14 protein-coding genes and 1 pseudogene are annotated in these 15758 nt (G+C 65.2%); all 15 read left to right on the top strand.

Annotation, left to right across the window (positions count from 1 at the left end; all coding sequences use genetic code 11):
- Positions 1 to 3 precede the first annotated feature (3 nt).
- On the top strand, positions 4 to 1170 hold the full coding sequence (locus tag Q0D45_RS06620) for an acyl-CoA dehydrogenase family protein (RefSeq protein WP_293390197.1): 1167 nt from the start codon (positions 4 to 6) through the stop codon (positions 1168 to 1170).
- 72 nt (positions 1171 to 1242) lie between these two features.
- Positions 1243 to 2850 carry a carboxyl transferase domain-containing protein gene (locus tag Q0D45_RS06615; protein WP_293390194.1) on the top strand — a complete coding sequence of 536 codons (1608 nt, stop codon included), beginning with the start codon at positions 1243 to 1245 and terminating at the stop codon, positions 2848 to 2850.
- 11 nt (positions 2851 to 2861) lie between these two features.
- Positions 2862 to 4865 carry a biotin carboxylase N-terminal domain-containing protein gene (locus Q0D45_RS06610; RefSeq protein WP_293390191.1) on the top strand — a complete coding sequence of 668 codons (2004 nt, stop codon included), beginning with the start codon at positions 2862 to 2864 and terminating at the stop codon, positions 4863 to 4865.
- A 31-nt stretch (positions 4866 to 4896) separates the two neighbouring features.
- Positions 4897 to 5886 carry a hydroxymethylglutaryl-CoA lyase gene (locus tag Q0D45_RS06605; RefSeq protein WP_293390189.1) on the top strand — a complete coding sequence of 330 codons (990 nt, stop codon included), beginning with the start codon at positions 4897 to 4899 and terminating at the stop codon, positions 5884 to 5886.
- A gap of 18 nt (positions 5887 to 5904) precedes the next feature.
- A complete protein-coding gene (locus tag Q0D45_RS06600) occupies positions 5905 to 6657 on the top strand; it encodes a glucose 1-dehydrogenase (RefSeq protein WP_293390187.1) in 753 nt (250 codons plus the stop codon).
- A gap of 28 nt (positions 6658 to 6685) precedes the next feature.
- A complete protein-coding gene (locus tag Q0D45_RS06595) occupies positions 6686 to 7831 on the top strand; it encodes an acyl-CoA dehydrogenase family protein (protein ID WP_293390185.1) in 1146 nt (381 codons plus the stop codon).
- Between the two features lie 23 nt (positions 7832 to 7854).
- On the top strand, positions 7855 to 8868 hold the full coding sequence (locus Q0D45_RS06590) for an MBL fold metallo-hydrolase (RefSeq protein WP_293390182.1): 1014 nt from the start codon (positions 7855 to 7857) through the stop codon (positions 8866 to 8868).
- A 49-nt stretch (positions 8869 to 8917) separates the two neighbouring features.
- A complete protein-coding gene (locus Q0D45_RS06585; protein WP_293390179.1) occupies positions 8918 to 9331 on the top strand; it encodes a PaaI family thioesterase in 414 nt (137 codons plus the stop codon).
- Positions 9328 to 9759: a PaaI family thioesterase gene (locus Q0D45_RS06580; RefSeq protein WP_293390176.1), complete on the top strand. Its 432-nt coding sequence runs from the start codon at positions 9328 to 9330 to the stop codon at positions 9757 to 9759. The genes Q0D45_RS06585 and Q0D45_RS06580 overlap by 4 nt, the downstream gene beginning before the upstream one ends.
- Positions 9760 to 9802: 43 nt before the next feature.
- The gene (locus Q0D45_RS06575) at positions 9803 to 10663 is read left to right on the top strand and encodes an SDR family oxidoreductase (protein ID WP_293390174.1); all 861 of its coding nucleotides are present in this window, start codon (positions 9803 to 9805) and stop codon (positions 10661 to 10663) included.
- The gene (locus Q0D45_RS06570; RefSeq protein ID WP_293390171.1) at positions 10660 to 11349 is read left to right on the top strand and encodes a transglutaminase family protein; all 690 of its coding nucleotides are present in this window, start codon (positions 10660 to 10662) and stop codon (positions 11347 to 11349) included. Before Q0D45_RS06575 ends, Q0D45_RS06570 begins: the two co-directional genes overlap by 4 nt.
- A 54-nt stretch (positions 11350 to 11403) precedes the next feature.
- The gene (locus tag Q0D45_RS06565; RefSeq protein ID WP_293390169.1) at positions 11404 to 13017 is read left to right on the top strand and encodes an AMP-binding protein; all 1614 of its coding nucleotides are present in this window, start codon (positions 11404 to 11406) and stop codon (positions 13015 to 13017) included.
- Positions 13018 to 13047: 30 nt separating this feature from the next.
- Positions 13048 to 13989 carry an alpha/beta fold hydrolase gene (locus Q0D45_RS06560; protein ID WP_293390167.1) on the top strand — a complete coding sequence of 314 codons (942 nt, stop codon included), beginning with the start codon at positions 13048 to 13050 and terminating at the stop codon, positions 13987 to 13989.
- Between the two features lie 246 nt (positions 13990 to 14235).
- A pseudogene (locus Q0D45_RS06555) lies at positions 14236 to 14431 on the top strand (IS3 family transposase); the annotation flags it as partial.
- Between the two features lie 163 nt (positions 14432 to 14594).
- Positions 14595 to 15752 carry an IS30 family transposase gene (locus Q0D45_RS06550; protein WP_293390164.1) on the top strand — a complete coding sequence of 386 codons (1158 nt, stop codon included), beginning with the start codon at positions 14595 to 14597 and terminating at the stop codon, positions 15750 to 15752.
- Positions 15753 to 15758: the final 6 nt, after the last annotated feature.

Below are 15758 nucleotides of genomic sequence, written 5' to 3'. Positions count from 1 at the left end.
CAAATGATTCTTACCGACGACCAGCGCGCACTACGCGACACCGCCCGGCGTTTCGCCGAACAGAAACTGCTGCCGGACTACCAGAAGCGTGAAAAGTCCGAGCGCCTGGATCGCGACCTGGTGCGCGAGATGGGCGAGCTAGGCCTTATCGCGCCCGACCTGCCGGAGCAGTACGGAGGTCTCGGTGCCAGCGGCCTGACCACCGGCATCCTGATCGAACAGATCGGCTGGGGCGACATCAATGTCAGCTACGTGCCGCTGATGGCCTCGCTGACCGGCAAGGTGATCGCGGGGTATGCAAAACCCGCGCTGGCCGAATACTGGCTGCCGCGCATGATCCTCGGCGAATCCATCGTCGCGCTGGGTCTGACCGAGCCGCGCGGCGGCTCGGACGCCGCCAACCTGCTCCTCAAGGCCCGCCGCGACGGCGATTCCTGGGTGCTCAATGGCGAGAAGACCTCGATCAGCTTCGCCGACCAGGCCGACGCCATCGTCCTGTTCGCCCGCACCGGCGCGGTGGAGGACGGCGCACGCGGCATCAGCGCCTTCCTGGTTCCGCTGACGCTGCCCGGCGTGCAGCGCACGCACTTCAACGACTCCGGCAGCAAGATCATCGGCCGCGGCTCGGTCTTCTTCGACGACGTGCGCATCCCTGCCGACCACCTGCTGGGCGACGAGAACAAGGGCTTCGTGCAGGTGATGCAGGGCTTCGATTACAGCCGCGTGCTGATCGCGCTGCAGTGCATCGGCTCGGCGCAGGCCTCGCTCGATGAAGCCTGGGCCTACAGCACGGAACGCACCGCCTTCGGCGCGCCGCTGGCGCAGTACCAGGGCGTAAGCTTTCCGCTGGCCGAATACGACACGCTGATCGCCGCCACCCGCCAGCTCTGCTACCACGCGCTGGAACTGCGCGATGCGGGCGAGGCGCACACCGCCGAGGCCGCGATGGTGAAGTGGCTCGGACCCAAGACCTCTGTCGACGCGATTCACCAGTGCCTGCTGACCTTCGGCCACTACGGCTGGTCGATGGACCTGCCGCACCAGCAGCGCCTGCGCGACGTGATGGGCCTGGAGATCGGCGATGGCACCGCCCAGGTGATGAAGCTGATCGTGGCCCGCGAGCGCGTCGGCCGCGTCGCGGTGCAGTACGCCAGGGACAGCAAGAAGTGAGCGCGGTCGTCGGCGCGGAACTCGCGGCGTTCCAGCCGCTGCGCAATCCACCATTCAAGGCGCGTTGAATCCATGGGCATCCTGTCGTCCCGAGTCTCGCCACGCAGCGAGACCTTCGCGCTCAACCAGGCCGCCTACGCCGAACGCATCGCGAACCTGCACGCGCGTCGCGTCGAGGCGCGCGCCGGCGGCCCGGAAAAAATGCGCGCCAAACACCTGGCGCGCAACAAGGTGCTGCCGCGGCATCGAATCGAACTGCTGATGGACCCAGGCTCGCCGTTCCTCGAGCTCGGCGAACTCACCGGCGACGGCCGCTACGAGGGCGTTCCGCCCGGTGCCGGCATCATCACCGGCGTCGGTCTGGTCTCCGGCCGCCCGTGCATGATCATCGCCAACGACGCCACCGTGAAAGGCGGAACCTACTTCGGGCTGACCTGCAAGAAGCACGTCCGTGCGCAAGCCTTTGCCTGGCAACACCGGCTGCCCTGCATCACCCTGGTGGACAGCGGCGGCGCCTTCCTGCCCGATCAGGCCAACATCTTTCCGGACGACGGCCAGTTCGGCTCCATCTTCCACAACCAGGTCGGCATGTCCGGCGACGGCATTCCGCAGATCGCGGTGGTGATGGGCCCCTGCACGGCCGGCGGTGCGTACATCCCGGCGCTGTGCGACGAAGTCGTGATCGTGCGCGGCCAGGGCTTCATGTACCTGGGCGGCCCCGAACTCACCTTCGCCGCCACCGGCGAAACCGTCGACGCCGAGTCGCTCGGCGGCGCGGCCATGCATTGCAGCAAGAGCGGCGTCACCGACCATATTGCAGAGGACGACCGCCACGCCCTGCTGATCGCGCGCAACATCGTGCGCGAACTGGGACAGGTGCCGCCGTCGCGCCGCAAGCAGGAGCCCTCGCGGCCACCGCGCTTCGATACGGCGGAGATCTACGGCATCATCTCGCGCGATCCGAAATACCCGACCGACACACGCGAGATCCTGGCGCGACTGGTGGACGACAGTGAATTTCAGGAATTCAAGCCGCTGTACGGCGAGACCCTGCTGACCGGCTTCGCCCGCATCCACGGTTACGAGATCGGCATCCTCGCCAACAATGGCGTGCTGTTCCCGGACAGCGCGATGAAGGGCACCCACTTCATCAACCTGTGCTGCCAGCGCGACGTGCCACTGCTGTTCATGAGCGACGTCACCGGCTTCATGGTCGGGCAGGATGTCGAGCAGGCCGGCATCGCCAAGCACGGTGCCAAGATGATCACCGCGATGAGCTCGGCGCGCGTGCCCAAGTACACGCTCAACATCGGCGCCTCCTACGGCGCAGGGTATCTGGCGATGTGCGGGCGGGCGTTCAAGCCCACAGCCATGTTCGCGTGGCCCAATGGCCGCTCCGGAATCATGGGGCCGGAACAGGCAGCGATGGTGCTGTCGCTGGTGCGCGAGACCAATCTCAAGATCGAGAAGAAAACCTGGACCGAGGAGGAGCGCGAAGCCTTCAAGGCACCCGTGCGCAAAATTTACGAAGACCTCCAGGGCGCACACAACTTCGCTGCGCACGGCTGGATCGACGGGGTGATCGAGCCGCTGGAAACGCGCGGCACGCTGGCCCTGCTGCTGGAACTGGCGGCGCGGGTTCCGGCGCAGAAGACCCAGTTCGGCGTGTTCCGATTCTGACGGGTGCACCAATGAAACCCATCCACAAACTGCTGATCGCCAACCGCGGCGAAATCGCCTGTCGCATCGCCCGCACGGCGCGGCAACTGGGCATTGCCGTCGTCGGAATTCATTCACAGGCCGATGCGCGGGCACGCCATGTCCGCGAGCTCGGCGAGTCGGTGCTGGTCGGCACCGCCGCACCCGCAGCGAGTTATCTCAACATTCCCGCCATCATCGCGGCGGCGAAGAAGACCGGTGCCGATGCCATCCATCCCGGCTACGGCTTCGTCTCCGAGAATGCAGAGTTCGTGCGCGCGGTCGAGGCGGCGGGGCTTTGCTTCGTCGGTCCCACCGCCGAGACCATGGAACGCCTGGGCGGCAAGGCCTCGGCCAAGCGCGAGGCGGCGAAACTTGGGATCCCGACTGTGCCCGGCGATGTTACCGGCCTGTCAGATCCGGCTGCCGTGATCGAAGCGGTGCGCGCCGCAGGCCTTCCGGCGCTGCTCAAAGCCGTGGCCGGCGGCGGCGGGCGCGGCATGGCGCTGATCGAGAACTTCGAGAATCTGCCCGCGCGCGTGGACAGCGCGATGCGCGAGGCCGCCCAAGCATTTGGCAGCGGCGACATGATCGTCGAGCGCTACCTGCCGCAGGTGCGCCACATCGAAGTGCAGATCGCGGGCGACGGCCACGGCCGGGCGATTCATCTGTACGAGCGCGAATGCTCGCTGCAGCGCCGTCACCAGAAGGTGATCGAGGAAGCACCGTCCGCAGGCCTGGAAGCGGGCCTGCGCGCGCGCATCCTCGACGATGCCTGCCGTCTGGCCGCAGCGCTGAACTATCGCGGGCTCGGCACCGTGGAATTCATCGTCAGCGGCGACGAGTACTACTTCCTGGAAGTGAATCCGCGCCTGCAGGTCGAGCATCCGGTCACCGAGGAAATCACCGGGCTCGACCTGGTCGAACTGCAATTGCACATTGCCGCGACCGGCACGCTGGGGCTCACCCAAGATCAGGTGACGGTCACCGGCCATTCCTTCGAGGCGCGCGTCTATGCCGAGGACGCCGAAGCCGGTTTCCTGCCAGGCGCCGGCAAGCTGCACTGGTTGCGCTTTCCGGCCGAGTCCCTGCGCGTCGAGAGCGGCGTGGATGCGGGCGACGAGATCACGCCCTTCTACGATCCGATGATCGCCAAGCTGGTCAGTCGCGGCGCCACCCGCGTCGAGGCCCTCGACCGATTGTGCGCCGGTCTGGCGTCCAGCGACGTCGTGGGCTTGACCACCAACCTCGGCTTCCTGCGCGAACTGCTGGGCTGGGAAGAGACGCGCAGCGGCCGGATGCACACGCGCCTGATCGACGAGCGCTGGCGGCCATCTTCGCGCACGCCAGAGACGCCCGCCGAGCACCTCGCCGCCGCGGCGCTGTGGTGGCTGGTGCGAGAGCGTGGCCGCAGCGACTGGGGCGTGTGGACACAGCCCGGGTTCAGCGGCTGGCGCACCCAGGACGGACCTTGCCTGCCCTCGCCGCAGCCCTCGGTGATGCTCGCCGCAGGCCACGTGAACTGGGCGGTGCACTTCGCCGCGCCGGATGCGCAGGGCTACACCCACATCGCGCTGGCGGCGGACGCGCAGGCCACAGTGAACCTGCGCGCACGGCTGTCGGATGCGGCCGACGGCGCGCGACTGCTGGAATGCGGCGACATCAGCCTGGAACTGCGTCTGTTCGCGGATGGCGCGGCGGTGGAGGTTCACAGCACGCGCGGCAGCAGCCGCTTCGACGCCACCCCGCCGCTGGCCGCCTCCGCGGCGACCGCCGTGGTCGGCAGCGAACTCAAGGCGCCGATGATGGGCAAGGTCGTCGCGGTGCTCGCCGCCGAGGGCGATGCGGTGAAGGCGGGACAGACGGTGTTCGTCATGGAGTCGATGAAAATGGAATTGCAGGTCGTGGCCGAGCGCGATGGCGCGCTGCGCGGCCTGCGTTGTGCGGCCGGCGACATGGTCGGCCGCGGTGACGTGCTGTGCGAAGTGACGACGTGAAGGCCGGCAGCGGTTCTATCGGAGCAAGGCAATGAGTGATTTTCCGAAGTTCGTCGAGTTTCACGAAGAAGGCGTGCGCGAAGGCTTCCAGATGGAGCCGGTCACCTATCCACGCGCGCAGCGTGCCGCACTGATCGATGCGCTGTCCGAGACCGGGCTGCGCCAGATCCAGGTCGGCTCCCTGGTCAACCCGGGCAAGGTGCCGCAGATGGCCGACACGCTGGAGCTGTTCGCGGATATAAAGAAGAACCCGAACGTGCGCTACACCCTGCTCTGGCTCAACGAGTCGGGCTACTGCAGGGCGCGCGCGGTCGAGGGCGCGTTCAACCACGCGCCGCTGATGTATTACCTGACCGATGCCTTTGCCATGCGGAACAACAACCGCACGGCAATGGAGATGCGCGCCGAGCAGGAGGCCTGGCTGGATCGCTACCTGGCCGACGGCGCGTTCCCGCAGAAGGTCTACGTGATGACTGCCTGGGGCTGCAACCTGGGCGGGCCGGTGTCGCAGGAAACGGTCGTCGATGCCTTCCGCCACGCCATCGGCATGTTCCGCGAGCGCAAGCTGCCACTGCCGCCCCTATACCTCGCCGACACCATGGGCTGGGCCAACCCGGAAGACGTCAAGCGCCGCATCGGTGCGGTGCGCGAGCTGGCGCCGGACGCGAAGATCGGCCTGCATCTGCACGACACGCGCGGCCTCGGCGGCGCGAACGTCTACGCCGCGCTGTCGATGGGCGTGAGCCTGCTCGACGGTTCGGTCGCCGGTCTCGGCGGCTGCCCCTTTGCCGGCCACAAGGCACGTCAGACCTCCGGCAACATCTGCACCGAGGACATGGTGTTCATGTGCCAGGAGATGGGCATCGACACCGGCATCGATCTGGAAAAACTGATCGAGGCCTCGCGCATGGCCGAGGACATCATCGGCCGCCCGCTGATGGGTCGCGTGATGCACAGCGGCTCGCTCAAGGCGTTTCGACAGGGCAAGACAGCCGACAGCGCCTGTGTGTCCGTTCCATAATTTTCGAGGAGAACGATGATGGGACGTGTACAGGACAAGGTGATTCTGGTCAGCGGCGGCGCCATGGGCATGGGCCGCACGCACTGCGAGCTGCTGGCGCGCGAGGGCGGGCAGGTCATCGTCAGCGACATGAACGCCGAACTCGGCGAGCAGGTCGCCGCCGGCATCCGCAAGGCCGGTGGCCGCGCGGAATTCGTGCCGCTCGACGTCACCGACGAGACCCAGTGGAAGGCCGTGGTGGATGGCGCCATCGCCCGCTACGGACGTATCGACGTGCTGGTGAACAACGCCGGCATCTTGCTGATGAAGCCGGTGCACGAAACCACGACCGAAGAATGGGACCGCGTGTTCAACGTCAATGTGCGCGGCTGCTTCTTTGGCATCCGCGCCGTGGTGCCGGCGATGCAGAAGGCGGGTGCTGGTTCCATCATCAACATCTCGTCCATCTACGGCCTCATCGGTGCGCCCGGCGCCACCGCCTACCAGTCCTCCAAGGGCGCTGTGCGGCTGATGGCGAAGTCCTGCGCCGTGGACCTCGCGCCGTTCAAGATTCGCGTCAACTCGGTCCACCCCGGCGTGATCGACACGCCAATGACCCAGGACATGTTGAGCCAGCCGCAGTTCCGCGCCGCGGCGCTGGCGATGACCCTGACTGGCCGCCCCGCACGCCCGGAAGAAGTCTCGCAAGCCGTGCTGTTCCTGGCCTCGGATGAATCGTCCTACGTCGTCGGCGCCGAACTGGTCGTCGATGGCGGCTACACCACGATGTGAATTCCCTCCTCCACTGCAGACGCCTCACATGAGCGAGATCTCGTTTCTCACCGAAGACCACCTGCGCTTCCGCGACAGCCTGCGCCGCTTCATCGACACCGAGGTGGTGCCGCAGGCCGACGCCTGGGAGGACGTCGGCAAGGTGCCGCGCGAAGTGCTGCACCAGCTCGGCGAACTCGGCTATCTGGGCATCCGCTATCCGGCGAGCTATGGCGGCGCGGAACTGGATACGGTGTACAGCGCCATCCTTGCCGAAGAACTCGGCCGCTCCAGCTATGGCGGCTTCGCGGTGACGGTGCTGGTGCATACCGACATGGCATCTCCGCACCTGGGCAATTTCGGCACGCCCGAGCAGCTTGCGCGCTGGATGCCGGGCATCGTCAGCGGCAAGATTATCTGCGCTGTCGCCGTGACCGAGCCCGATGCCGGCTCCGACGTGGCCGGTATCAAGACCCGCGCGGTCCGCGACGGCGATCACTATGTGCTGACCGGCAGCAAGATGTTCATCACCAACGGCGTCCACGGCGATCTGTATTTCGTCGCCGCCAAGACCGACGCCACGGTCAAGGGTTCGCGCGGCATCTCGATCTTCGCGGTGGAAAAAGGCACACCCGGTTTCAGTGTCGGTCGCAGCCTGAAAAAGACCGGCTGGCTCAGTTCGGATACTGCGGAACTGGTGTTCGACCACTGCCGCGTACCGACCGCGAACCTGATCGGCGGCGAGAACAAAGGCTTCTATTCGATCATGCGCAACTTCCAGAACGAGCGCATCGTACTCGGCGCGCAGGCCATGGGCGAAGCGCAGAAGGCGCTGGATCTCACGGTGGATTACGTGCGCAACCGCAAGGCCTTCGGTGCCGTGCTGTGGGACAAGCAGACCATCCGCCAGCGACTGGCGATGCTGTCGGCCAAGGTCGCGGCCGGTCGCCAGCTTGCGTACCACTCGGCCTGGCTGGACGCGCAGGGCCGCGAGTGCGTGAAGGAAGTCTCGATGGTCAAGGCTTACTGCGGCGAGCTGGTGAACGAGGTGATGTACACCTGCCAGCAGTTCCACGGCGGCATGAGCTACGTGCGCGAAACCGCCATCGAACGCATGGCCCGCGATGCGCGCATCCAGTCCATCGGCGGCGGCGCGACCGAGGTCATGCTCGAAGAAGTGGCCAAGCGACTTTGAACGCGACGACCGCCGAGACCGCCGTGGTGCCGGACGACCTCATCGAGGTCGCGCCGGATATCTTGCGGCTGCGCCTGCCGATGGACGAGGGCATCGATCACGTCAACCTGTATCTCGTACGCGACGGTGCAGGCTGGCTACTGTTCGACACCGGGGTCGATACCGCCCACGCGCGCGCCTGCTGGGAGCGCCTGCTGGCCGGACCGCTGGCGGGCGGATTGACACGCATCGTCGTGTCTCACCATCATCCGGATCATCTGGGTCTCGCGCGCTGGCTGCGCGAGCGCACCGGTGCCGTCGTGTATCTGCGTCCGGAAGAACGCCACTCGGCCGAACAGACCGCGCTGCCTACACCGAAGGCGATGGACGCCTGCCGCCACTACTTCGAGCATCACGGCATGCCTGCGGACGACGCGAGCACCATCGCCAGCGACCTGCTGCGCCGCTTCATGGCCTGCGACACAGGCTTCCAGTCGCAGTCGCTCGAACACGGCGAAGTGCTGCACGTCGGCCGCTACCGGTTCCAGGTGCTGGTGCAGGGCGGTCACAGCGTGGCGCAGTTCTGCCTGCACGAACCGCAGGCTGGCCTGCTGCTGACCGGCGACCAGTTGCTGGAACGCATCACGCCCAATCTCAGCCTGCTGCCCTGGGGCGACCGCCATCCGCTACGCCATTACCTCGCGAGCCTCGAACAGACGGCAGCGCTGGATTTGCGCTGTGTGCTGCCGGCGCATCACGAGGTCTATGCCGGTGGCGTGGCCCGCGCGCGCGGGCTGATCCATCATCACGAGCGCGCACTGGAGAAGTTCCGCGCACGCCTGCTGCCGGGCATGAAGGGCATGGACGTCGCCACAGCCGTGTATGGCCGGCGTCGCGACGTACTCGACCGCTTCCTCGCGCTGACGGAATCGCTGGCTCACCTTCAGTACCTGCAGGAGCAGGCCGAGGTCAGGTGTGACGCCGACGCGCGCTGGTATCCACTACCTCACACCGTTTCATCCACCGGCGCGCTGCCTGCCAGCCTGCACCTTGCCTGATTCCATGCAAACTTCTCACGGTGCCAGCGCCTGGTCACACTTTCTAAGCGTGTCCCCTTACACCGGCCGCATGGGTATTGAGGCGATATCGGCCGAGGACGGCGGCTGCGTCCTGGCCCTGCCCTATAGCCCGGAACTGGTCGGCGACCCCGACAGCGGAGTGCTGCACGGCGGCGCCGTGACTGCATTGATCGACACCGCCTTCGGTTTCGCGGTGTTCTTCCGCATCCAGCAGTTCCAGCCCATGGCCACACTCGACCTGCGCATAGACTACCTGCGTCCGGCCAGGCCCGGCGCGAAGGTCTATACGCGGGCACTCTGCTACAAGGTCACACCGGAACTGGCTTTCGTGCGCGGCTGCAGTTACGAGGAGGACGCCAGCGACCCCTTCGCCTCCTGCGTCGGCGTGTTCATGTTCACCGCCGGCCAGCGGTCGTTCGGAGAGCAGGGGAAGTCGGCATGAGCCTCGCCCAGACGGTCGCCGACATTCGCCGGCATGGCGACTGGAGCCGCCTTCCTCAGGCCATTCCCTTTGCCCGCATGCTCAAGCTGCGCGTCGATGTGCGCGGGGAGTCCTTCACCAGCGTGCTGCCCTACGAGCCGAGCCTGATCGGCAACCCGTTGGTACCGGCCCTGCATGGCGGCGCCATTGGCGGATTTCTGGAATGCGCTGGCATCCTCCACATGCTGTGGAGCACGGACGCGCCGTCCATTCCCAAGACCATCAATTTCAGCATCGACTACCTGCTGTCCTGCCGACCCCAGGACACTTATGCCAACGTCTACATGGTCAAGCTGGGCAAGCGCGTCAGCAACCTGAGAATCGAAGCCTGGCAGACCACGCCGGACAAGCCGGTCGTCGTCGCCACCCTGAACCTGCTGATGCGCTGAGCCTTGCGCGCAACCACCCGAAAAAAGCCCTTCCGGAGACATCATGAAATACCGTTCCGTGTTCAAGCCCGACCTGTTCAAGGGCGAAACCCACATCGTCACCGGCGGCGGCAGCGGCATCGGCCGCTGCACCGCGCATGAGCTGGCCAGCCTCGGCGCCACCGTCGCCATCGTCGGCCGCAAGATCGACAAGCTGGAGGCCGTGAAAGCCGAGATCGAAGCACGCGGCGGCAAGGTGAGCTGCCATGTCTGCGATATCCGCGAGGAGACAACGGTCAAGCAGATGATCGCCGACGTGATCCGCCAGCACGGCGCGATCCACGCGCTGGTCAACAACGCTGGCGGTCAGTATCCCTCGCCGGTCAAGGATCTTTCGGTGAAGGGCTGGGAAGCGGTGATCCGCAACAACCTCACCGGCGGCTTCATCGTGGCGAAGGAAGCCTACAACCAGTGGATGGCCGCGCACGGCGGCAGCATTGTCAACATCATCGCCGACATCTGGGGCGGCATGCCGACCATGGCGCATACCGGTGCGGCGCGCGCGGGCATGCTCAACTTCACCGAGAGCGCGGCCTGCGAATGGGGACAGTCGGCAGTGCGCGTCAACGCGGTGGCGCCGGGCTGGATCGCCTCCAGCGGCTTCGATACCTACGATGCCGACATGCAGGCCAAACTGCGCGGCTACAAGGACAAGGTGCCGCTGGGCCGTTTCGGCAACGAGGCCGAGGTCTCGGCCGCCATCGCCTTCCTGCTGTCGCCCGGCGCAGCGTTCATCACCGGCAGCTGCATCCGTGTGGACGGTGGAGTGCCCAATGCACGACACACCTGGGAGCCGGCCCCTAGCGACCGCTCGCAGCCCTTCGATGGCTTTCCGCTGTCGGTGATGCCCAAGTGCCTGTCATGACCACTCCCGAGGAGCTGCACTTCTATCGGCAAGCAGGGCCGCATGTGGACTCGGATCATCCCGCCGTACGGGCGCTGGCGCAGCAGACTACGCATGGCTTCGGCACCGTGCGCGAACAGGCAGTGGCGTTGTACTACGTCGTGCGCGACGGATTCCGCTACGACCCTTACGCCATCCAGGCCGTCGGTCGCTGTTTCACCGCCAGCGTCGTGGTCGAGACCGGCAGCGGCTTCTGCATCTCGAAGGCGGCGCTGCTGGCGGCGACCGCGCGAGCTGCGGGCATTCCAGCGCGCGTGGGCTTCGCCGACGTGAAAAACCATCTGACCAGTCCGCGCCTGCGCGAGCTGATGGACTCCGACGAGTTCGTCTACCACGGTTACACCGAGTTGTGGATCGAAGGGCGCTGGGTCAAGGCCACGCCTGCATTCAACCGCTCCCTGTGCGACAAGGCCGGCGTGCGGCCGCTGGAGTTCGACGGCCAGACCGACTCGCTGTTCCACCCACTCGACCAATCGGGCCGCAAGCACATGGAATACTTGCGCGATCACGGCAGCCGGCCCGACGTACCGGTAGCGGAAATCCTCGCGTCCTGGGAAAAGTTCTACCCGAAGATGGCGACCTGGGGGCAGCAGAGTGCGGCTGCGAACTTCGAGCAGGAAGTCGTCAGCGACTTGTCCGCAGCCTGAGCCCTGCGAGGTCCTAGTCGCGCCAAGCGAATCACTCAGCGGCGGAGAATCCTGATGAACCCGAATCGAAAAACCTCTTCGCTCGTTGCGCTCGGCGTGCCAGCTCCCGGTGCCATCAGCCGCGTGAGCATCGGCGACTTCCTGCGTCGCGCCGCGCAACGCGATCCGGACAAGACGGTGCTGGTGGACGGCGAGGTGCGGCTGTCCTACGGACAACTCGATGCGCGCGTCAGCCGCTGCGCCAACGCCCTGATCGCCGACGGCCTGCTGCCGGGCGAGCGCGTCGTCACGCTGTGCAACAACTCGCTGGATTTCGTGGTGGCCTTCTTCGGCATCCAGCGTGCGGGGCTGATCTGGGTGCCGATCAACACCAGCCTGGGGCTGGACGATGTGCGCTATATCGTCGAACACGCCGAGGCGCGCTACGCGATCGTGGATTCCGCCCAGCTGCTGCGGCCGGAATTGCGCATGCTGCTGGAAACCCAACCCGGCTGCGGACTGGTCATCGAGGGGCCCGCTGCGGGTGCGTTGCGCGCCTTCAACGCCGCGCTGGACGCGCAGCCAGCGAACGAGCCGGACGTCGAGATCCACGACCGCGACGTGTCGCAGATCATGTACACCAGCGGCACCACCGGCCGGCCCAAGGGCGTGATGCAGACGCACCAGGCGGTGGTGATGGCGGCGCTGGCCAACGCGATGGAGATGGGCTTGCGGCGCGAGGACATCGGCAACGCGATGATGCCCTTGTTCCACTGCGCACAGCACACCTTCCTGTTCACGTTCATGGTGGTGGGTGCCACCGCGATCCTGCATCGCGGCTTCGACGCCGATCGCCTGCTCACAGACATCGAGCGCGAACACATGACCTTCATCTTCGCCCTGCCGCTGATGTACCAGGCGATGCTGGATCATCCCTCGCGGCCGTCACGCGACCTGTCCAGCCTGCGCCTGTGCTTCTATGCAATGGCGCCGATGGCCGAAAACCTGCTGCGTCGCCTGATCAGCGAGTTCTGCCCCAACTTCACCCTGGGCTCGGGCCAGACCGAGATGTACCCGATGACCGTGATGTTCCGGCCCGAAGAACAACTGCGCCGCTTCGGCCCGTACTGGGGCGTCACCTCCATCCTCAACGACACCGCCATCATGGACGACGCGGGTCGTATCCTCGGTCCAGGCGAAATCGGCGAAATCGTGCATCGCGGCCCGAACGTGATGGAGGGCTACTACAAGAACCCGGAGGCCACCGCCGAGGCGCGCACCTTCGGTTGGCACCACACCGGCGATCTGGGCATGTGGGATGACGGTCTGCTGATGTTCAAGGACCGCAAGAAGGACATGATCAAGACCGGCGGCGAGAACGTGCCCTCGATCAAGGTCGAGTCCGCGCTGCTGCGCCACGCCGCCGTCGGCAATGCCGTCGTCGTAGGGCTGCCGCATCCGCGCTGGATCGAGGCGATCACTGCCTTCGTCGTGCTCAAGCCCGGCACCAAGACCGACGAGGCCGAACTGATCCGCCACTGCAAGGAACACCTCGGCGGCTTCGAGGTGCCCAAAGCGATCCGCATACTCACCGCACTACCAATGACCGCGACCGGCAAGGTGCAGAAGCATCCGCTGCGCGACCAGTACCGCGACCTGTACACCGCATCTTCCACTGACAGCGCCTGAAGCATCGTCCCGCAAATTCCGGAGTCCGCCGTGCAAACCCTGCTGCTGATCCTGCTAACCCTGATTGCGGTCCTGATGCTGGTCTACTGGCTCGCGCCCGAGAGGCTGGTGCACCTAGCCGTGCAGGCAGAGCGCTCGCGCGCCAGCCTGCGCCGTCACGAACGCCGGGTTGGGGATTTCAACTGGGCCTATCTGGACAGCGGCGGCAGCGGTGAGCCGCTGGTGCTGGTGCACGGGTTCGGCGCCGACAAGGACAACTGGAATCGCCTCGCGCGGCAACTGCGCGGCCGCTTCCGCATCATTGCACCGGACCTGCCTGGCTACGGCGAAAGCGACGCACCGCTGGGCGCGCGCTACCGCGTGCAGGACGAAGTGGAACGTCTACATGCCTTCCTCGCCTCGCTGGGTGTGACCCGCGCGCATCTCGCGGGAAATTCCATGGGCGGCTACATCGCGGCGCTGTACGCCGCGACCTACCCTACCAACACCGCCAGCCTGTGGCTGATCAACAACGCCGGTGCCTTCAGCGCCACGCCCAGCGAACTGCTCAAGAACCTGGAATCCGGCGGCGAAAATCCGCTGATCCCGGCCACGCTGGAACAGTTTCGCAGTCTGCTGCGCATGGTGATGTCCAAGCCTCCCTATTTCCCCGGCGCAGTACTCGACGTGCTCGGCCGTCGCGCCCTTGTAGCCCGCGAGCTGCGGCTCAAACAGTTTGTGGACATCATCGAACACTCGCCCCACCTGGAAGACGTGCTGGTGGGGCTGCAGACGCCGACGCACATTCTATGGGGCGACGAGGACCGTCTGATTAACGTGGACTGCGTGGCGGTGCAATGCCGGCTCCTGCCACAGGCCAGCCATACCATTCTGCGCGGCATTGGACATGTGCCGATGCTCGAAGCGCCCGTGGAGACCGCGTTGGACTACCTCGCTTTTCACGCAAGATTCCAAGTCTCCGTCACGCACTGAATCTAGCAGCGTTGCATTCGCCTTCGACAGATTCGCGCCTGTTACGGTCCGGTTGCCAATGTGCAGGAACGCCTATCTGCGGCGCGAGCGAGCGATTTCAGACTGGCCAGCCTGAACGCCTCGCGCTTCGATCGTGAAGAGCATCTGCTGCACAGGCCTCGGCCGGATACGTTTCGTGAAATAGTAATTCGCCGCGATGGCCTCAGGAATTATCCAAGGCCTTTGCCGAGAAGCGGAAGCTGCAGTGGAGAGGCTGACTGTCCGATCCTGGCCACGCGTCATGGCTTCTACAAACAGGCCCGCGACCACAACCCCGCGATGGTCAGGCATAACCCGAAACTGGTCGCCGGTGCTCGCCGTCACGCTCAACCCCGAACGCCACTCCGTCATCAACAGGCACGTTGCAAATGAAAAGCGATCTCACGGTCGCCTCCCCGCGTGACCGCTTGAGAGTAAAGCTGATGTCGGCGCAGTCCCACCCTCAGATACTGACTGTTTCGTGGACCGCTCTGCTCGCCTTCACCGAGAATGCCTCGGCTGCAGGGCGGGTTCAACCGGTCAGCGCAACACTTCAAGATTCGACGAATTGTCGAGGGAGGTGATTGATGGTCAAGCTGGGGCGGCCTGGGCTCACTGACGCTCAGAAGACCGAACTGTGGGATCGATGGCAGCGCGGTGAGTTCCAGAGCGAGATTGCGCGGGTTCTGGGCAAGTTCCCAGCTTCGATTTTCGGCGTGCTTCGGCTGCATGGCGGAATCCGACCAGCGACCCGAAGACGATCGAGGCTGGCGCTGACGCTTGGCGATAGAGAGTGCATCTCTCGCGGGTTGGCAGCTGATCGCTCGCTTCGAGACATCGCACGCGAACTGGGACGCGCGCCATCGACCATCAGTCGCGAGGTGTCCCGCCACGGAGGTCGACGGAGGTATCGTGCGACTCGTGCTGACGAGGTGGCTTGGGACGACGCCAAACGACCCAAGCCCTGTTTGCTTGCACAGAACACTTCCCTGCGCGATACGGTAGCCCTGAAGCTCGCTCACGACTGGTCACCCCAGCAGGTCGCAGGCTGGCTAAAACGGACCTATCCCGATGAACCGGCCATGCAGGTTTCCCACGAGACGATCTACAGAACTTTGTACATTCAAGCTCGCGGTGTGCTGCGTAAGGAGTTGCAGAAGCACCTGAGAACCAAGCGTGTCTTCCGCCAGTCTCGGCACGGCAATCTCGGCACGATGCGCAGCTCGATCAAGGACGCTGTCTCGATCTCGGAGCGCCCGCCAGAAATCGAAGACCGTGCAGTGCCAGGGCATTGGGAGGGTGACCTGGTAGCAGGCTCAGGAAATACCCACATCGCAACGCTCGTCGAGCGTCAATCCAGGTTCACGATGCTGATCAAAGTTGGCGCACGTGACACACAGTCAGTGGTGAGGGCTTTGGCCGATCAAATCCTGACGTTGCCGCTCGCGCTGAGGCAGTCACTCACCTGGGACCGGGGCTCGGAACTCGCGGCCCACGCGCGGCTGTCGATGGAAACGGATATGAAGATTTACTTCTGCGATCCAAGCAGTCCATGGCAACGCGGAACAAACGAGAACACTAATCGATTACTACGACAGTACTTTCCGAAGAAGACGAACCTCGGGCTGTATACGCAAGAACAATTGAATGAAATTGCGCTGAAGCTCAATCGTCGCCCGAGGAAGACACTGCGCTATCTTTCACCCGCGGAGCATTTCAACCAATGTGTTGCGCTGACCGGTTGAACCCGC

The sequence above is a fragment of the Nevskia sp. genome (genome assembly GCF_023266035.1).
In the GTDB taxonomy this organism is placed as follows: domain Bacteria; phylum Pseudomonadota; class Gammaproteobacteria; order Nevskiales; family Nevskiaceae; genus Nevskia.
The sequence above is the reverse complement of the archived record's forward strand: the minus strand, read 5'-3'. Positions and strand labels throughout refer to the sequence as shown.